At 29.4% G+C, this 21669-nt stretch carries 12 protein-coding genes; 9 read left to right on the forward strand and 3 right to left on the reverse strand.

Going from position 1 to position 21669, the window contains the following annotated elements; all coding sequences use genetic code 11:
- The first annotated feature begins 138 nt into the window (after window positions 1-138).
- On the forward strand, window positions 139-879 hold the full coding sequence (locus tag EDC42_RS07690) for an SDR family NAD(P)-dependent oxidoreductase (protein WP_069572653.1): 741 nt from the start codon (window positions 139-141) through the stop codon (window positions 877-879).
- Between the two features lie 29 nt (window positions 880-908).
- Here the strand turns inward: EDC42_RS07690 and EDC42_RS07695 are convergent, their stop codons facing one another.
- Both EDC42_RS07695 and EDC42_RS07700 read right to left on the reverse strand, forming a co-directional pair.
- Entirely contained in the window at window positions 909-2714 is a 1806-nt protein-coding gene (locus EDC42_RS07695) for an ABC transporter ATP-binding protein (RefSeq protein ID WP_069572648.1), read from the reverse strand.
- Window positions 2711-4417: an ABC transporter ATP-binding protein gene (locus EDC42_RS07700; RefSeq protein ID WP_069572643.1), complete on the reverse strand. Its 1707-nt coding sequence runs from the start codon at window positions 4415-4417 to the stop codon at window positions 2711-2713. The genes EDC42_RS07695 and EDC42_RS07700 overlap by 4 nt, the downstream gene beginning before the upstream one ends.
- A gap of 70 nt (window positions 4418-4487) precedes the next feature.
- Between EDC42_RS07700 and EDC42_RS07705 the strand changes: the two genes are divergently transcribed.
- From EDC42_RS07705 to EDC42_RS07735, 7 genes are all read left to right on the forward strand, one after another.
- Entirely contained in the window at window positions 4488-5132 is a 645-nt protein-coding gene (locus tag EDC42_RS07705) for an HAD family hydrolase (protein WP_069572641.1), read from the forward strand.
- Between the two features lie 50 nt (window positions 5133-5182).
- Window positions 5183-5533, forward strand: coding sequence for an arsenate reductase family protein (locus EDC42_RS07710; RefSeq protein ID WP_069572637.1), 351 nt, complete (start codon window positions 5183-5185; stop codon window positions 5531-5533).
- A 349-nt stretch (window positions 5534-5882) separates the two neighbouring features.
- Window positions 5883-6254, forward strand: coding sequence for a winged helix-turn-helix transcriptional regulator (locus tag EDC42_RS07715; protein ID WP_091698817.1), 372 nt, complete (start codon window positions 5883-5885; stop codon window positions 6252-6254).
- Window positions 6255-6406: 152 nt separating this feature from the next.
- Window positions 6407-7684, forward strand: coding sequence for a serine--tRNA ligase (gene serS / locus EDC42_RS07720; RefSeq protein WP_069572872.1), 1278 nt, complete (start codon window positions 6407-6409; stop codon window positions 7682-7684).
- 204 nt (window positions 7685-7888) lie between these two features.
- Complete coding sequence (locus EDC42_RS07725; protein ID WP_069572874.1) at window positions 7889-8521, forward strand: flavodoxin family protein; 633 nt, start codon at window positions 7889-7891, stop codon at window positions 8519-8521.
- A 182-nt stretch (window positions 8522-8703) separates the two neighbouring features.
- Window positions 8704-9477 (forward strand): hypothetical protein, encoded by a 774-nt coding sequence (locus EDC42_RS07730; RefSeq protein ID WP_123833443.1) that lies wholly within the window; start codon window positions 8704-8706, stop codon window positions 9475-9477.
- Window positions 9478-10317: 840 nt separating this feature from the next.
- On the forward strand, window positions 10318-12552 hold the full coding sequence (locus EDC42_RS07735; RefSeq protein WP_170151654.1) for a right-handed parallel beta-helix repeat-containing protein: 2235 nt from the start codon (window positions 10318-10320) through the stop codon (window positions 12550-12552).
- A gap of 539 nt (window positions 12553-13091) precedes the next feature.
- Here EDC42_RS07735 and EDC42_RS07740 read toward each other — a convergent pair.
- A complete protein-coding gene (locus EDC42_RS07740; RefSeq protein ID WP_158005584.1) occupies window positions 13092-18569 on the reverse strand; it encodes an Ig-like domain-containing protein in 5478 nt (1825 codons plus the stop codon).
- A 491-nt stretch (window positions 18570-19060) separates the two neighbouring features.
- Here EDC42_RS07740 and EDC42_RS07745 point away from each other — a divergent pair, with 491 nt between their 5' ends.
- Entirely contained in the window at window positions 19061-21649 is a 2589-nt protein-coding gene (locus EDC42_RS07745; protein WP_069574609.1) for a PQQ-binding-like beta-propeller repeat protein, read from the forward strand.
- Window positions 21650-21669: the final 20 nt, after the last annotated feature.

Genomic DNA, 21669 nt, shown 5'->3' on the forward strand with positions numbered 1-21669 from the left:
ATATTTATTAAATTTAAATTCATATAATTGAATATTATTTATTAAATTTTTATTTAAATGTATATTATAGATTAATTTCAATAAATATATAAACATTTGATTATATATTCATAATTACTAATAATTGAGGTGAGTATAATGGCAAAAAATGCGATAATTACTGGCGGATCTAGAGGAATTGGTAAAGCAATGGCATTAAAACTTGGTGAACTTGGATATAATGTAGCAATCAACTACAGAAGTGACTCATCTAAGCAGTTAACAGAAGATTTAATTGAAGAAATTAAATCAGAATATGGTGTGGATGCTATTGCTGTTCAAGCAGATGTAAGTAAATTTGAGGATTGTAAAAAATTGGTTGAAGCTGCTGTTGATGCATTCGGTGATGAAATCGATGCATTAGTAAACAATGCAGGAATTACTAACAATTCTAACTTCATTGACTTGGAACCAGAAAAATATGGGGCTGTAATCAACACAAACCTCGTTAGTATGATGCACATGTGTCATTTATGTCTTCCTTACATGGTTGACCGTGATACTGCAATTGTATGCACTGCATCTGTAGGAGGTTTGACTGGTGTAATTAACCAAGCAGATTACTGTGCTGCTAAAACTGGTGTAATCGGTTTATGTCGAGCATTAGCATTAGAATTTGCACCAAGAAAAGTAAGGGTAAATTCTATTGCTCCGGGTATGATTATGACTGATATGCTTAGGGGAGTAAATCAAGACGAATTAAATGCACTTGCTGCAACAATTCCTCTTGGACACATCGGTGAAGTAGAAGAAATAGCAGGGGCTTTAGAATACATTTTAACCGCAGGATATTTAACTGGGCAAGTTATTTCCCCTAATGGTGGATTTGTATTGCAATAAGGATTTAAAACCTTATTTTTTTATTTTTTTTATATTGGGCTGTCTTCAGATTGGGTATTTAAAGTATTATAGTAATATCCTTTTAATCTAAGAAGTTCTTCGTGACTGCCCTTTTCGATTATCCTGCCATTTTCAATTACAATAATTTTATCAGCATTTTTAATTGTTGATAATCTGTGGGCAATAATAAAACTGGTTTTATTCTCCATTAATTTATCCATTGCTTTTTGAATTAATTTTTCTGTTCTTGTATCAACACTTGAAGTTGCTTCATCTAAAATTAATACTTCTTTTGACGAAAGAATTGTTCTGGCTATTGTGATTAACTGTTTTTGACCATGTGAAATATTATCTGAATCTTCATTTAAAATGGTTTTATAACCATCTGAGAGCTTTCTTACAAAGTTATCAACATAAACCTGTTTTGAAGCTTTAATAATTTCATGATCACTGACATCTAAGTTTCCATAACGTATATTGCTTTCAATTGTATCTGAAAATAGCCAGGAATCTTGTAAAACCATTCCTATGTGTGATCTAAGTGAATGTTTGTCATATTCTTCGATGTCAACACCGTCTATTTTTATTGAACCTGAGTCAATTTCATAAAATCTCATAAGTAATTTAACAATAGTTGTTTTTCCAGCTCCAGTTTCTCCAACAATAGCTATTTTCTGACCTTTTTTAATGTCAAATGTCATATTTTTGATTATTTTCTCGTTAGGTGTGTAGCTAAAACTCACATTTTCAAATGCAATTCCTTCTTTTATTTCAGTTAACTGTTTGTCTGATGGATTTTCCTCATCATCATAATCTAAAAACTCAAATATACGTTCGCTTGCTGCCATTGCAGTTTGTATTTGATTCATAACTCTTGTAATCTGCTGAATTGGTCTTGTGAAACTTTGTGTGTACTGAAAAAATGCAAGAATATCTCCAACAGCTATTGCTTTTTGAAGAACAAATATGGCGCCTAAAACAGCTATTATAACATATGTAAAGTTTGAAATAAAGTTCATTAAAGGTCCATTTAAGCTGGAATAAAATTGGGATTTCCATTCCTGATCAAACCAATTTTCATTGTCACTTTCAAATTTATTCATTGAGATTTCTTCTTGGTTGAATATACGAATGATATCATGGCCAGTAAATGTCTCTTCAATCTGACCATTAAGGGAACCTTTAAAGACTAATTGTTTTAAGAAATAACTTTGAGAGAATTTAGTAATAGATCTAATTACTAAAAATGCAATTGGGATGAGGATGACTGTTGCAAGAGTCATCCAGATGTTAATAGTTAACATCATGACAAATACGCCAATAAGGGTAATTACTGCTGTAGTTAATTGTAAAAATGACTGTGTAATTCCGTGCTGGAGAGAATCGACATCATTAGTAATTCTTGATAGGATATCGCCTCTTTTATTTTCATCAACACTTTCCATTGGCAGACTTAAAATTTTATCCATTAATCTTTCTCTTAATTCATAACTTATTTTTGTAGATACTTCAACTAAAAAGAAGCTCTGTAAGTATGAAAACAATGAACTAATGATGTACAATATCACAACAATAGTTAAAAGATTAAATAATGTGTTAAAATCCATTGTGCCTGTGTGTTTTGAAATGCTATTGATTCCATTAAAAATTGTTGTTGTGGCTTTACCAATAATCAGAGGGGCTATTATTGTAAATGCAGTTGAGATCACAGCACAAACTATTGTTAATGCTAATTTGAATTTGTGGCATTTTAAAATACTTAATATATTCATAATAGCTTTTTTATTATCAACAGCTTTTTCAGGAGGTCTTCTTTTAATTGGTCTTGGACTCATGATAATGCCTCCATACTGTCAATTTGGGTATTAACGATTTCGGTATATATCTCACAACTTCCAACTAATTCAGAATGTGTTCCCCTATCAATAATCTCCCCATTATCAATTACAAGAATTTCATCAGCATCAATGATGGTTGAAATCCTTTGAGATACAATTAAAATGGATGAATCTTTTAAATTCTTTAAATTGTTTTTTATTAATCTCTCCGTATTCATATCAAGTGCTGAAAAGCAATCATCAAACAAGTAAAAGTCATGTTTTCCAATAATCGCCCTTGCAATTGATAGACGTTGCTTTTGGCCTCCAGAATAATTGGACCCTCCCTGGCTTACTTCCTCTTTGAGATTGGATACAAAATCAACTTGGGCCATCTTAAGTGCATTTTCAATTTCTTCATCTGTTGCATCATTTTTTCCAGTCAACATATTTGATTTAATATCCCCTTGAAATAAAATAGCCTTTTGAGGAGTAAAACTGATTTTATCTCTTAAACCTTTTAATTTAAAGAGTTTAATATTTTTACCATCGATTAAGATTTCACCAGAACTCGGATCTTGAAGACGGGGAATTAAATTAAGTATTGTTGATTTTCCACTACCTGTTCCACCAATAATTGCAGTGGTTTTACTGGGCTTTAAGGAAAAACTAATGTCTTTAATAGTTTCTTTTTCACTATTCGGGTATTTGTATGAAACATTCTTAAATTCAATTGTAGGATTTTCTGAAATGTCTGTAAGTTCACCATCAGTTATTGTTAAATCAGTAGTTAATACTTCATTCACACGCCTTCCAGAAACAAGTAACCTTGGAAGAATAATGAAAAATGCACCAATCATTAGAAATGATGTTACAACTTGGGTTGAATACTGAATGAATGCTATAATATCTCCGGTTAGGATAGAACCTCTCATTGCATCATAGGCTCCGAAATATAGGATCAGAACAATCATCAAATTCATAAGAAGAGTCATTAATGGAAGCATTATAAGCATATTTCTAAAAACATATATGTTGACATCATAGAATTCTTCATTGATTTTCCTGAATTTCTCTTCTTCGTAATCCTGTCTTACAAATGCTTTAATAACAGGTATTCCTATTAAAATTTCCCTTGATGTTCTATTGATCTTATCCATAATTTCCTGAATTACCTTAAAGTAAGGAAGCACTCTTACAATAACAATAACTAAAAGAATTACAACACCAATAAAAGTTACAAAAATGATCCAAGATAAATTTGTTCCAAGCTCAAATGCTTTTATGATACTTCCAACTCCAAGGAGAGGTGCAAATAATATTGTTGTAAAAATCATTGCAAGCACACTTTGGAGCTGGTTAATGTCATTGGTTGATCTTGTAATCAGAGAAGATCTTGAAATCTTGTTTAGTTCATGATTTGAGAATTTTAAAACTTTGCTGTAAACTATTTTTCTTAAATCTTTAGCATAACCTGAGGAAACTCTGCTTGAAAAATATGAAACTCCGACAGTTGCAAGAGCAGATATTGCAACCATTAAAAGCATCATCATACCAGTATCAATAATAAACTGGAAATTTGCATTTTGAATACCTATATCCACAATATCTGATGTGTATTGTGGTAATGTCAAGTCACAATAAACTTGAACCACTAAAAACAGGAATATTGCAAAGATTTGTCCGATTTTGTTTTTTAGGGGTGCTATTAATTTTTTCATCAGTATTTAATATTAATAAATGTTTTATTTAATACATTGTTTTAATTAATGAAACAACATAAATTAATTCATGAAAAAACTTGCAATTTTTGATTTTGACGGCACCATATTTAATTCAATAACTGATGTAATAATCTGCTTTAATAAAGCATTATCAACTAATGATTTTCCTACATTAACTTATGATGAATATGTTGAAATTTTAGGTGGAAACATAGATGAGCTTGTTTCATCATGTTTAAAAGATAACAATACTCCTCAAAATATGGAACTCGTTAAAAATACATATAATACTATTTATGGCAAATCAAATAAGGAGAATTCTCTTCCTTTTGATGGAATGCATGATGTTTTATTAAAATTACAAGAAAAAGGAATATTGCTTACAATTAATTCAAATAGAAATAATGATTCAATTAGAACTTTTGTTGATAAATATTATTCAGACATTGATTTTCAAGCTATTGAAGGTCATAATCCTGTTTATCCATCAAAACCAAGTCCTTTTGGAATTAATAAAATATTGAATCAATTAAATGTATCAAAAAAAGAAGCGTTATACATTGGGGATTCTTCAACTGATATTAAAACAACTCAAAATGCAGAAGTTGACTGTATAATTGTTAAATGGGGTTATGGGAATCAAAATGATTATGGAAATGAATATGTACTGAATGTAATTGAAAAACCATATGATATACTTAATTATTTTTAAGAGAATTAACATAATAATATTAAAATTCACAGAAAAAGGAGATAATAATCATGTTATTCGTACAATATCCAAAATGCTCAACTTGCAGGAAAGCTAAAAACTGGTTAGATGAACACAATATAGAATATGAATCAAAACACATCGTAGAAGATAATCCCACTGCTTCTGAATTACGTGAATGGTGGAAAATATCTGATTTGCCACTTAAAAGATTTTTCAACACAAGTGGTATGAAATACCGTGAATTAAAATTAAAAGATAAACTTCCTGAAATGTCAGAAGAGGAACAATTAAATCTTTTAGCTACTGATGGGATGCTTGTTAAAAGGCCGATAGTTGTAACTGATAATTTTGTTTTAGTTGGTTTTAAAGTTAAAGAATGGGAAGAAAAATTATTATGATAAAAAATAAAAAATAGAGATGGTGTTTTTAATAATTTATGTAAGGAAAATTTTTTTTGAGGTTGATTTTAGCTTAATGCTATTTCAAAAAATTATTTTTAAAATCCCATGACTATTTCTTTTCTCTATTGTGTGTTATAATGGAGGAAAAAATGGTGTTTCATGTTCATTTTATTTTAATTTCTTGATTGATTCGCCATCTCTGAAAGATACAAATTTTGCACTTTCAATTAAAACATAAGTGGATAATATTTAAAAGCTTTTGGTAACCTTTTACTCACCATATCGTTAAATTTATATGTGAAAAAGAATCAATTATATTAATAATAATTTTATTGGAGGTTTTATTATGAATGCAAATGCTCAATTAATGAATTTCCCAATAGATAATGTAATTCAATTAATTAGGAAAAAATGGGTTGTACAAATTATAAATGATTTGTTCTTTGGTAAAACCCGTTTCCATGAATTTAAAGAAAACAAACCTAAATTATCCAACAGAGTTTTAAGCAGTTGCCTTAAAGATATGGAAGATAATGGTTTAATTCAACGTATTGTAGATAAATACGATAAAAAGAATGTTAGATATTACCTAACAGAAAAAGGCCAATCGTTAAATAAAATTATTTATGAAATGGCAATTTTTAGTGTAGATTCAGAAAACTATACTGATAAAACTAAAACTGAACTCAAAACAGTTTTTAAAGAAAAATTATTATAAATTTTTCTAAATTTTTGAGGATTTTTTATCCTCTTTTTTACTTATTTTTCAATTATTAACAATTTTTAGTTAAAATTTTCCTTATTTAAGCATTAAATTTAAAAAACAAAAAAACCATATTATATTATGATTAAAGAATTAGGGGACAAAAATTGTTAGATATAAAATTATTCAGAGAAAATCCAGAAATAATTATTGACTCTGAAAAAAAGAGATTTAGAGACACAATAAATGTCGAAAAAGTAATTGAATATGATAATTTATGGAGAGAAGGTGAAAGAAAACTTAATTCCCTTAGATCTGAGAAAAATAAATTATCCAAATCATTTAAAAAAGCAAAAGAAGAAGGCAATTTTGAAGAAGTAATAGCCAAATCCAAACAGGTAGCTAGTGATATTAAAGAACTAAGTGCTAAAAATGTGGAATATCTTAAACTTAGGGATGATTATAGATATAAAGTTGGAAACCTACTTGATGAAGATGTTCCTATTTCTGATACTGAAGATGATAATGTTGTAGTTAGAACTTACGGTGAGATTCCGGAACATGATTTCGAATTATTAAATCATGTAGACTTAATTAAAAAAATCGATGGTGCAGATCTTGAAACTGCAGCAGATATTGCCGGGGCTCGTTTTTACTATTTAAAAAGAGATATTTTACATTTGAATTTGGCATTAATTCAATTTGCATTATCAGAACTTGAAGCTGAAGGGTATATTCCAATGCAAACCCCATTCTTTGTAAAAGGTGAGGTTGCAGCAGAGACATCAGAGCTTGGTGAATTTGAAGAAACATTATACAAGGTAGAAAATGAAGACATGTACTTAATTGCAACTGCTGAGCAAACCTTGGCAGCTCTTCACAGAAATGAAATAATATCACCTGAAGATTTGCCATTAAGGTACTGCGCCCTTTCAACTTGCTTTAGAAAAGAAGCGGGATCTCATGGAAAAGATACTTTAGGAATATTTAGAGTTCACCAGTTTGAAAAAATTGAACAATTCATTTACTCCACTCCTGAAGATTCAAGAAATCAGCATGATCATTTAATGGAAGTAACCGAAGGAATATATCAAAAATTAGGCATTCCATATCAAGTAATAGCTATCGTATCATCTGCTTTAAATGATAATGCCGCTATTAAGTATGATTTGGAGGCATGGTTTCCGGGTTCTAAAGCATTTAGGGAATTAGTGTCCTGTACAAACTGTAAAGACTACCAAGCACGTAAAACAAAAACACGTTATGGAAGAGCAGGTTCTGGAGATGCTCAGGTTTTACATACATTAAACAGTACAGCTATTGCTACTGAAAGAACTATGTGCTGTATTCTAGAAAACTATCAGCAGGCTGATGGCAGTGTTAAAATTCCTGAAGTGTTAGTCCCTTACATGAATGGAAAGACTGTCATTGAAGCTAAATATTAGCTTCTTTTCTTATTTTTATTAATTTTTTATAAACTTGTTTTATGGATGGCAATCATGATATTTTATTTTTCTGCAACTGGAAACTCCTTGTATACTGCAAAGACTATTACTCAAAATATTAATGAAGATTATATCCAAATGTTGAAGTTGGTGAGTTGAAAATATTTAAGGGAATTTGGACATATTGTTATTTGGGTGTATTTTATGAAAACAATCATTGTTAATGCAAGTCCAAGAAAAAAATGGAACACTGCTGAGATAATGCAATCCGCTCAAAAAGGAGCAGAATCTGTTGGAGCTGAAACTGAATATTTTAATTTATATGATTTAGTATTTACAGGTTGTCGAAGTTGTCTTGCTTGCAAACTCAAAGAAAAAACTAAAGGAAAATGTTACTGGAGAGATGATTTAACAGAAGTCATTGAAAAGATTTTAGATGCTGATGCACTGCTTATTGGTTCTCCGATTTACTTTGGCCAACCTACAAGTGAATTCAGGGCATTGGTTGAAAGATTAATATTCTGTATAATGTCTTATGATGATGGATCAAGCTATTTTACAGGCAATGTAAATGTGGGTATTTTTTACACTATGAATGCCCCTTTGGATTTTTATGAACAAGCTATGAAAGAAAGTTTATCCAGTACTGAGTTTTTATTCTCATTTTTAAACGGAGAAATTGTTGCTTATCCTGTTTGTGATACAATTCAGGTAAGTGATTATTCTAAATTTAATATGGCTGGTTTTTCACAAGAAGCTAAAGAAAAACAGTGGATTTTACAATTTCCAAAAGATTTGGAAAAAGCTTTTGAAATTGGTGCCAATTTAAGTAAATAATGGATTTTAATTTTAATTGATATAATTGATGAAGTCTGTAATGGAAAATTGAATTGAGGTAATTTTTTCCAGATTTCTTGATGTATACATTTTATAAAAATGAATACATTTATATATCATGTCATTACAATATTGTATTGTATACAAAAATATATTTTGTAATACAAGATGGATGTGATATTGTGACAAACCAAAAAAGAACTAGAAAATTTGCATTCGGAAACGAAAGATTTGGAGGATCATATACTCCAGGTGAATTTGAATTCAATTTCCCGGAAGATATGACACGTGAAGAATTTGAAAAAATATTTACCTCAAGAATGCAAGCTTTACACAAAAAAGGTAATGATTTAGCAGAGGAGATGTTTGATCATAAATCAAGAAAAGAAAACTTAAAACCTCTAAGTATTCGTGTAAAACAGCACACAAAAGAATTTTTCAAAAGCCAGTCTATTTTATCTCCAAGAGATGTGCTTGAAATGTATGAAGAATACAATAATGGCAGTGAAGCTTTTATTAATTCATTAATTGAGGATCAAAAAGAACTTGAAAATGAATTAACTGAAATTCAAGAAAAACTACATAATGCAAAGCTATTCAGAGATAAACTGTCTGAAATGAAACCTCCAAGCGAGATTTCAACTGATGAAGATAATATAATTAAATTACAAAATAAATATCAAAATAGTGAAATTAAATCTATTGGTAATGAAACTTCGGTTGGAAAAGCTGAAAGCGATATTATAAGGGATATTCAAATGTATAATACTCTTGATGTTCATATCCGGAATAATCAGTATTTAATTATCACTGTTTATACCAATGCTCAACCAATTCTATATTATTTCAAAAATGAATATTGTGAAGAAGATATTTTAAATGTTATTTCACGCATTGAAGAGTATTGCGAAAGCAATGGCATTGATTTTAGTAGAAGTGAAAATGAGGAAATTTAAATATTCTGGATGTATGGAAACATGTTTTTCATACTTCAATAATTTTCATCTATTCTTTAAAATAAAACTTTTTGGTATTTGTGGATTGGATTGCTAATTTTTAATAAGTCTATGAAAAAGATAATAAACTCATTTAAGATGATATAAATTAATATTCTAAAAGCAAGTAGATGGAAAATTCTAAAAAATTCCAAATAAGTTTGCCATACTTGAAAAAAACTCAAAAGAGTTCATAAGGTGTAAATAGTATCAGATGCTCCATGTTTCAGATTTATAAAGAATAAGAAATATGGGTCTAATTACAAAGGATAAATCACAGTAGACGAACAATTGAATAATACTTGCAACATACTTTTTTTTAACAACCCGGCATATCATTACTAAATTATCCCTTTATAAAACAAATAAAAATCAGTTCATGTTAAAGTATTAGTGAACAATCAATTGATTTGCAATTTAGCCTTGATAATGGATGTTTAAAAGACATTAACCTATTTTGAATAAAACTAATTCTGATGGTTGGAATATCATCATGAAAATTCTTAAAACAAACAAAAGGCATGATTAATCTGAAAAATTAGTTTTAAAAGACAATTTCAAAGTGTGATGTGAGTAGAATACAAAATAGATAATGTGGAATGAAAATAACTAAAATGAAATAAACAAATTTCTTTTAAAGAGTAAAATCAGTTAAAAAAATAATTTTCAGTTATCTTACATATGAAAAATAGTTAAAATAAATTGTTTTTTACTAAAATATATATCATACTTTAAATAAAAATATAAATTGTATTTTAATATTTATTAAAATAACTTAAATATATTAAAATTTTAAAAGAGGTGAGAAAATTAAGCAATTCAACGAAAGTATTATTATTAATATTGGTAACGTTCCTTTCACTGACCGTTGTTTCAGCTCATGATGCAAATGCAACAGAGCTGATAAGTGATAATTCAAACGGAACGTGTATTGTATCATCAGCTGCTGTTGCTGAGGATAATCAAATATTAGGTGAAGTTGATAAACCTGATCTGGTGGTAAATATTACTTCGGATAATATTGATGATTATTTTATAAGGGGGCGATTAAAATCCATTTACGCATATGCTACATTATGCATATCTGAAGATATTGATGATTTGGGCATATTAACAATAAAATCAAATAATGTTACAATTAATGGGAATAATCACACATTAAAAAATACGGTTTTCAGTATTGAAGCAAATGGCGTAACATTAAACAACATCATTTTAAATATAACTGAAAAATTTGAAGACAATGAAAACTCAGCAATTTTAATATGGAGAGCAAATAATGTGAATATTTATAATACAAATATTAATTATATTCCTCCACAAGATACTACCGCATATGGAATTTATTCTGAAGGAACAAAACGTAGTTTAAATAGTAATTTAAAAATTATTAACAACACTATTAACTTTGAAGGAAACAACCCATCTGAAGGTAGGGATTATGCTGTTTGTCTGGAATACTCCCCAAATTGCATATTTGAAAACAATACTGTTAATGCCAGACTGCCATTAAGAACAATAGCATTCGATTTAACAACAGCATATTTATATTCAGAATTTGCACTGGCAATGGGGATAAGCAACTGCAATAATTCAACATTTAAAGGTAACATTATTAATTGTGATGTTAATGAAAGACCTGAATGCAGCTTTCCAACATTGGATGCAATATTCATTTGTGATTCAAAAGACTGTGAATTCATCGGTAATCAATTGACGTTAACTGATTTCAAATCATATAAAAATCAACCAAATTACTTGTATGGTTTAGATATTTATCGAGCTGATAATCTACTTGTTGAAGGGAATAATATTCATGTTGAAACAAGTGGAGGAACTTTTGCTGCAGGAACTGCTTATCCAATACAATTAACAGGGCCTGCAAGTGGAATAATCATTAAATATAATGAAATATTTTCAAAATGTAATGGTCCAAATATTGGTATATACTCACAAAACTTCAATGGTGAAAATTATATTACTATCCTGAACAATCATATAAATGTTACTGGACTTGCAGGAAATCATAGTTGGGCACTGGTAGCGGGAATTGAAGCACAAGACGATAATGATATTATAATGAATAATATTATAGAAATTCATAATATTCGCAAAACCACCAAAGAGGATAACTTATATGGAATATCATATTCACAAGAAACAAAAGGGACACACTCTTATAAAGTAGTTAATAATACTGTAATAAGCGACGGATACTACTTATCTCATATGTTAGATGCAGACAATACAACAGTAACTAATAATACATTAGTTCGTACATATAAATATGCAGATACCAATTATGATCCATTCAAACGTGGGGATGCAATAGGTAAAGACACTGATGAAATCAAAAATAATGATTTTTCAGGAAATCGTGTTATCACAATATTTGAATATGAAATTGAACAACAGGGCGATGAAATTGATGAAGGGGATGAATTCAACTATGAACCACCAACTAATACTGGAAACCATTCCAATATTATTAATGGAAGTGGAATTTCTCCATTAAAACCAGGATTCCCCGGAGGAAACCCATTAATTCCTGGAAGCAATTCTGGAGGAACAATAAACACCGGAGGTAATGGTAATGTTGGAGGATTCACAAATCCTGATGTTGCAGATGGTGATAAGGGGTATATTGGTCTTCCTGACTTAAGTGGAGATGATGGTAAAAGTTTATCCCGTAAATTTAATCAGAGAGCTAATGTTAAAACAGTTAATTCATTTAATAATCAAGGAGATGCAAGTAACTCTTATAACAATCTTGTATCAACTGAAAACTCAACATCTAGTGAAAGTCCCAGTGTTAATGGAGTAACCGCTAGTGGAACTATTTCTAAATCAGCATCTTCAGCCGGTGCAGCTGGAAGTAGTGGTGCAGCACAGGAAAGTCTAAAAGCATATGAAATAACTAAAAATATTGTAGAAAATGGTCCTTATGATATGATAAGATTCATAGGATTGGCTATAATATGTGAACTTCTACTTATTGTTGGATACAAACGAAAAGAAACAAAAAATTTAGATTAACTATTCATTAGTTAATCTAATCTTATTTTATTAATATTCCTTAAGCTGTAATTATTTTAATTAAACGTTTAAGTAAATTTAATATCATCTAATTCATGATTAAGAAAACTATAATGCAAAAAGTATATATGAGATTTCGGATTTATAAAATCCGTTATCAGAGTATGATGTGCTTTTTTAGATAAATAACTTTTCACTATCTCTTTTTCAAGGAATTTAAACATAATCTTTCCATCATACATTCTAAATCATTAATATTTCCATTTTATTTTGAAGGCATTCTGTTTTTTTTTTAAAATCCATAATTGACTAATTATTCATAATCAAATTGCCATTTTTTTTTTTTTTTTTTTTTTTTTTTAAGAGAAATAGTTTTTTTTTAATATCCTTCGTTTTTCTTAATACTAAAATTAGGGAATGATTTTGTTTTGTTGAGGTAATCGATTTGCAGTATTTTGGAATTTAATCATTAGTTAAATTTTGATTATTTTATTATGGTTGTGTGTTGGTGATGGTTTTGTAAAATGGTGGTGTGTTGTCTATTTGATTTTTATGGTGTTGGTGTTTTTAACTTTCCCATAGATGCTCTGTATTTTATATTTTCCAACTTTCAGCTTTTTAATTTTAATTTTGGCAATCCCCTTCTTATTAGTTTTAACAATATATTTCTTACCTTTAACCTTAAAGATAACCTTTTTATTTTTAACCTTTTTACCATATTTGTTTAGCAGTTTGGCAGTATAGGTTACTGTTTTACCCTTCTTAACCACCATGTTCTTTGTTATCAGGATAGGTTTCACTGTTACCTTATTTTTAACAGTGACTTTTTTGTAAGAAGCAGTAATGCTATACTTACCGGCCTTTAATTTAAGTTTTAATGTTGCATAACCTTTATTGTCAGTTTTAACTTTAATGTTTTTCTTATTTATTTTAACGGTAATAATTGCTTTTTTAACAGGGACATTATTGTTTAATAAGCGCACTTTATAAGACTTGTATGTGCCATAATACTGAACAATATTTTTATTTCCTGTTATCTTATAGCTATTGCATCTTACATTAAAGGAACCTTTAATGGTGGACATTGAAAACAAATCTGAACCTGTATATGTTGCAGTATAAGTGTATCTGCCGGCTTTAAACTCACCAAGATTTCTTAATCCCACACCATCACTAACAACAACCTTATAGTATTTATCGTTAATCTCAAGAGTAATGTTGCCTGTTATTTTATACTTATTGTCACTGTTTAGTGTTGCATATACCATTAAATCATCATCTGCATTTACATCACCAATATTAACATTCAAGACAGTCTCATTCTGATTCAATACAAGTATTTTGGAAGTTGTTATGGATTCATAATTTCTGTCACCACAGTATGTTACAATCAGATTATATGAACCTTTACTTAATGGACTGATTAGCCATGAACTGACACCATTATTCACTGTTCTGTTTCTTGGTGAATACTGACCCTGAATATGGAAGGTGACATTACCCATGGCATCATTGTTTAGCAAAGCATCAATCCTGATATTTTCATTTAACAGTAAAGGACTTGTATTAACCATTATATTGGGTACTGCTTTTTTAACATTGATTTTAACATCGCAAACAGACCCTTTATATGTCTTATCACCATTATACCTGGTAGTTATAACATAATTTCCTGCAGGAACATTAGTAAATGCAGCATTTGCCTGACTATCAGTTAAATTCACAGTTATTGTTTCATGGTTAAGGACAAATGTCACACTACCGCTTGCGCCTGATGTAACCTTTGAAGTGACAATAACATCCTCACCATATGTGACACCGGATGATGATGCAATGATTTGGGATAGGGAATGTTTGATGCTGAATATTTTTTCTATTTTCTGATCAGTATAATTATTGTCGCCACTATAGAATACTGTTAATTTATGTTCTCCTAAAGTCAAAGCAGAAATATTGACAATCGCAAGACCATTACTCAATCTTTTACTAATTACAGTATTATCTACTTTAAATGTAATGTTTCCAGTTGCATTGTAAGGTAATCTGATTGTGATTGTTTCATTTTCACCTGCAAGAATGTCCTTAATATCAATATCCATTCTGGTTGCATTCACCACAACAGTACTCTTTTTAACTGTATTTTTGTATTTGACTGTTATGTTGTAGGTTCCGGCTCTGCATTGTATAGGCAGTTTTGCAACACCATTCTCATCAGTAGTTAAATGTATTTCTTTATTCTGGAATAAGGCAGTGAAATTTGTATATTCATAAGGGTTATTGTCACTATCAAATATTTTTATAATGTAATAACCTAGTTCCTGCTCATCGATTGTATGGTTGTAGTTTGTGTTGATAATTGCTTTTCCCTCAATAAATCTTGTAGTGTTCCAAGAGGCATAGGAATAATATTTATCACCAATATAATGTATGTAGATGTAATTGTTGCCTCTTTTGAATTTAACAGGGAAATTACAAGACCCGTTAGTCAAATTCATAATCAAAACATTATCATTATTAATATACACTCCCACTTCACCAGTACAATCATTATAATCAGTATTAACATGGATATTGCCGGTTAAATCATCATTATTAGTGATATTTACTGTAAGTTTTGTTGTTTTCATTGAAACAGTAAAAGTAGTGCTGGCATTAGATGGAGCATATTTTTTATCACCCGGATAATAAACACTAACATGATATGTTCCGTTCTGAAGATTACTAATAGTAATAGGTGTTACTGTATTGTTTATAAATATTGTTTGGTTCACACCATTAATAATCAATATCGCATCACCTCGAACATCACCAGGATCAATTGTAATATTGACAATTGCATCCTCACCAGCATTAATATCCTTGCCGGTTAAGGTTAAATTGGTTTTCCATTTGCTTACAATAAAAGTAGTGTTTGCAACACCACCCATATAATACTCATCACTTTCAAAAACCACACTAATATTATACACACCAGGATTCCTATTAATCCTCAAAATCCTATGGCCCTGTGTATCAGCATTTTTAGTGTATATTCCGTTAATGTATAGTTTACCTTTTAATTTCGCCTCACCTGGTGTGATGGTGATTGTTATCAGACCGGTTTGACCATATTTAACTTCGGGAGCAACTACAGTAATATTGGTAGGTATTTTATACACAGCAAAAATAAAATACTGATTTAGTATTTTAAAATATTCATCATCGCCATCATAATCAATCCTCATAGTATAATTGTCAGGTTTTAATATTTCAGGAATGGTGAAGCTGCATTCGGAATCTGTTAGGTTCAATATGATTTTTTCATTGTTGTATCTTAAAGTTATGTTTCCGGTTGGTTGTGTGGTGAGATTTCCCTTAATTTTAATATGGAATGTTATGTTGCCCTCTTTATAGGTTATGTTATTGTAGTTTACTTCCATTTCTGCAAATTCTTTTCCCACATCAACCAAAGCACTACTCTTAAAATTCAAGATATTGCTGTATATTATGTATTCGCCTTTAACATGGGTGTAGTTGAAATTAAATGTGTATTTGTCTTTTAGAAGTGTTGTTATGTTTTTGTATTCACCGTTTTCATCAATTGTTGTAATGGTTGCGTTTAATCCTGGAGTTAATAATTTGTCCCAATCATTGAAGGTCATATAATCAGCACCATTGGTCAGACCTAATGACAAAGTGATATTTCTGGTTTCATTAAGCTTAATCGGAATATACTCACCAAAATAAGGAACAAAATAATAATTATAATTTGCATTTGCAAAAATACTGGATGGTTTTAAACAATAAAAATTATAATTGACATCACATGCACCATTCCCAGTATTAAATAAAAAACTGCTTGGTTTATGAATATTTCCGGTATAATATTGTGTATTTAGCAGGTAATTGTATTTATATGTTAACTTTCCAGTATTGTAAATGTTTATTGAACCATCACCACCCCAAAAAGCAATCCACTCTCTTGGTTTATTACCATCAAGAATACAGCCAGTTATTTTCATTTCCCCATCATTTTTAATGATTCCATAATATGTATCCCAGTTACCATTGCTTTCTTCTGAAATATCATTGTTCTTAATAATTGATTTTGTAATGTTTATTTTAGCATTTTTATAATTATAAATTACACCGGAATATACTTCAACAATATATGAAAATACTTGACCATTAGGCTGCTCTACATATCTCCACTTGGTATCAGCATCTCCATGGTTTTCTATAATTTCACAGTTTTCAATATTTGCAATATTATTATTGTATACTGCTGCACCAACCCCACTACATCTATTAAATAGTGTATTATTGACATTTAATTGGTTATTATTATATATGCCTCCACATTTATTTATTATCGTATTATTTATGGTTAATATTCCATCATTATGTATTCCTGTGGATTTGTTTATTAATATATTGTTTATGTTTAGTGTTCCTATATTGTATAATGCTTTTCCACTGATTGTTTGAAATCTACTATTGGTTATATTTGCATTTTTAGTATATATTGCTTCTCCGCTTATTGTTTGGAAGGTGGAGTTTGATATTGTTAAATCTTCGTTGTTGTATATTGCTCCATTGTTTATTGATTGGAATGTGGTGTTTGTTATGTTTAGTGTTTTTTTATTGTATATTGCACCACTTTTTCCTGTGATTTTTTGAAATGTGGTGTTTGTTATTGTGGAGTGTTTGATGTTGTATATTGCTCCTCCTTCAAGAGATGAGGTTGCCCGTATATATGAAAAATATTTTCCAGTATTATTTAATTGCCGGGTGTATTGTATTGTATGAGAAAAAATGTCTGTTGAGGTTATGTTTTCCATTATTGTGTTTTTTATTTCAAGTATTGCATTATTGTATATTGTTCTATAATTGATGTTTGTAAATTTTGAGTCAGTTACAATGGCTTTACCATAGTTAACGATTATTGCATTCCAATCTAATTTTTTATTATTGTTTGTTAATGGATTCAAATTAATATTATTAAAAGTAGTATTTTTAATGTTTAGTGTTTTTTTATTGTATATTAATCCGTTTTCGGATGTTGTTTTGATATTGTTAAGGAATAATGCATAGTATTTTGTTGTATTTTCAATAATACTGTCTTCTATAGTTAAATTACCATTATTACTTATTAATCTTCCAATATTGTTGTTGAAATTATTGTTCACAATTTTTAAGTTACCATTATTCTGCATTATGTAATTAGTGGAGATGTTGGTGAATGTTAGGTTTATTAAGGTTAGTGTTGCTTGGGAGTTTATTGTAAATATTGTTCCATGATCCAATCCATTTATTATGGTGTTGTTTGCGATTATTGTGATATTCTTATCGATAGTGATCGTTATATCCTCATCATTCAGTATTTCCATATTGTTTAAGTAAATTATACTATTTGTTGGCGCATCATTTATTGCTTTTTTTAAGTATTTGATTTGATTTGTCCAGTTTTCATTTGAAAAATAAGTATTATTGACTATAATATTATTGTTGTTTAAATTAGTTAAGTTAATTTTTTTTATTTCTTCAAAACTTAATGTATTTGATTCAATTTGTAAAATCACGGCTTTCAATTCAGTTCTATCTTTGATTGTATATGGAAATGTTACATCTAGTGTTTGATGGGCATTGTGTTCATATTCAGCATTATTTTGGTCGGATACGTTAAATGCATGGATTTTTGTGTTGTTTTCATATATTCGTATCTGACATGTATCATAATAATCTTTTGACATGTATAAGTCCCAATCTAGATGGACATTCATTGTAGTATTTGCAGTACTGAATGTTGTGAAATTTTCGATTGTTAATATTAATTGTGTATGATAAATTTCACCCTTTTTATTATTATAATAATTATCGTCTGGCGGATGCATAGAGAATGATAATTGATCATTTTCTGTTGTTTGGTGTATTTCATTGATATTTTCTGTTTTTTGTGTTAGGATATTTATTTGTTCATCTGTATTAATATTGGAAATATTCTGACTAACATTTGTTGTAAAAGTATCGTTATCCATAGCAGCGATACAAGTTATATTCACCAGTGTCAATAAAATAAATATTATTAACATGTATTTTTTGATTTTCATTTTTATTATTGCCTCCATCATTTTTTTACATACATGTGTTCACCAAAAATAGTTTTTTTTGATGCAAATTTTTTTGTTTTTGAATTGAAGTAATTTTAATCGGTTTTCAAAAATTAATTTTAGATTTTTTGCGAACATTAATGTAATATATGAAAATTCATATATAATTTAATATAAGTTAAGATAACTTTATATATCTTTTTGTATATATTATAATTCATTAGATAATTATTCAAATATAATTTAAATTATTATATAAAAAATACTTTAGTATTACTATAATAAAAATTTATTTAATTGAAAAAATTATCTGATGAAATAATCTAAAAAAATAGACAAGATTCATTTTTTCTATAAAAAATGCAGTTCCTATTAATTTGGATTAAATATATTATAAAGGATATTAGGAGAATAAAAAAATGAAATACAAAAATATTTTATTTTTTTCAATATTCATCCTGTTTATTGTAGGAATCAGTTGTGTTTCTGCACAAAACATAGATGAAATTGGTAATTCATCATCTGATGACACGATTAGTCTAGATGATGATATAAGTACTATCAATATTGTTGATAATGAGATTTCAACTAATGTTGATGGAGAAGTGATTTGTGATGGTAAATCAACTCGAGATACATATTCTTGGGCTGATTTTAAATCAGAAGTCGAAAATGCGAATATAAATACAATAGAATTAAATAAAGGAAATATTGCTCCATCAAGCGATAGTTCCAATCAGATTAGTATAAACCATGACATAAATATTATTGGAGGTTATGGTTATTATATCGGTGGTGACAGTTGGAGCAGTTCAACAAAATACAACTATATTCCAATTATTACTTCTGGATCTAATCTGAATGTAAAATTTGAAAATGTTACATTCCAATACTTATCTGACAATGTTTTTATGAAATTGATGGGTAACGGAAATTATACATTTAAAAACTGTGTATTTAGCAATATTAATGCAACTGGATCACATCAGTCAGTAATCTGGTTAAATTATGGACATGCATTAATTGAAAACTGTTCTTTTATAAAATGTAACTGTAGTTTCGGTGCGGTAACTAATTATTATTCCTCCTGGGGTACTGCTGTTAACAATGCTAGAATGACAGTTAGGGATTCTACATTTAAAGATAATTATGCTACTACTGAACCGGGAGCAATTAATAATTGCGGACAATTAGTTGTTTATGATTCAACATTTGAAAATAATGAAGCAGTTTGGTGGGCAGGAGCAATCCATACACACAGTAATGCAAATACAACCATTATTCGTTCTAAATTTAAAAATAATTATGCAGGATGGAATGGTGGTGCATTATACACATACAGTTATTTAACTGTCATCAACTCAACTTTCACAGCCAATACTGCAAAAACCAATACTGGTGGAGGTGCTATTGGAGCAAGCAGTTATATGAGCACACCAAAAGTTGTTATTAAAAATTCAGAATTTAAATACAACACTGCACTAACAGGTAATGGTGGAGCAATTGTTATAAGTTCAGGAACATTGAATGTGGAAAGTTCAGAATTCACAAATAATACTGCACTTGAATTAAATGGTGGTGCAATTTCCAGCAGCAGCTGTACTGCAGCAATCTCTAACTGTAAATTCATAAACAATACTCTTAATAAAACAGCAGGAAAAGGAGGTGCAGTTTATGGTACTGGAAAAGGCAGATTAACAGTTGATAAATGTGAATTTATTAACAATGCTGCTAAAGACAATAACTCTGGCCATGCACTTGCATATTATTATACTGGAAATAGCAATACTGCAGCATACTTGACCTATACCAATAATATATTCCGTGGAAAGGATAATGGTACTGGGTCTGTTTTTGTAGCTAATGATAAAGTAAATATTGTTCAATACAATAATAGTATTGATGATATTACTAATTACATTGAACCTGAAAACAATACAAATGGCACTAGCAGTGGAAATATAACAATCCCTATAGGCACTGATATACTTTCATCTAGTTGGGATGTTATATTGGGTGACAATTTAAATGGTACCTCTGTTATTGCAGGTAATTATATTCTAATTCCTGCAAGTCATGATTTGTACTGTTACAATTACATCACCCAAGATCTTGTTTGGAATTTCACAACCGAATTTGGTTATTTCCATGAGTTATTGGTGGATGGAAATATTGTTTATGCACCTGCATCATGGGACGCATTATATATCTTTAACTTGACAAATGGTGAATCTTTAACTTATTCAAACATTTATCAAGGATCCAGCCTCTATAAACCAGTAATTTATAATAATACTCTTTATGTAAGTAGTGAATACGGTTATGGTATTAATTCCAATAATTGGATTTCCATGATTAAGCATGATTCTGATTACTACTACTATGGCAGTATTTTAGAGCTAAATAATGTATCTTATGGCACTCCTGCAATATTGTCCCAACCATATATACACGGCAATACTCTTTATGTTAACACCATACAAGGTTTAATTGCCTATAATTTAGTTGATGGCACTAGCCATAATGTTAGTGGCACTGTAGGTAATCCTATTATTGATGCCAATGGCAATATCTGTATTCTATCAAACAATGGTGCTGCTATTTCATTACTTAATTCCAATTTAGAAGTTGTTGCTTCAACCACACTAGATGGTACATGCAACAAGTTAATTAGTGATGCTAATGGTAATATTTACACTGTTGATAACAATGGCTATATCTATTATGCTACATACACCAGTTCATCAATAACCTGCAGTAAAACTAAATTCAACATTAATCCTGTTTCATCAGCTATGGCATGTTATGATGGTAAACTTTACATAGGAGACAACAACGGAATACTATGGGCATTTAATACTAGTAAACTAGATGAACCCGTACTTAATAATGCTGTATATAGGGTTTTTGATGCTGGTTCTGCAATTGTAGGAAATATTGCTGTTGATAATGATGGCACCATATATATTGGTACAGATAATGGGCATTTTTATGCCATAGAATATTAGAAAAAGTTAATTTATAATGA

Origin of the sequence: Methanobrevibacter gottschalkii DSM 11977 (assembly GCF_003814835.1) — an archaeon.
GTDB lineage: Archaea > Methanobacteriota > Methanobacteria > Methanobacteriales > Methanobacteriaceae > Methanocatella > Methanocatella gottschalkii.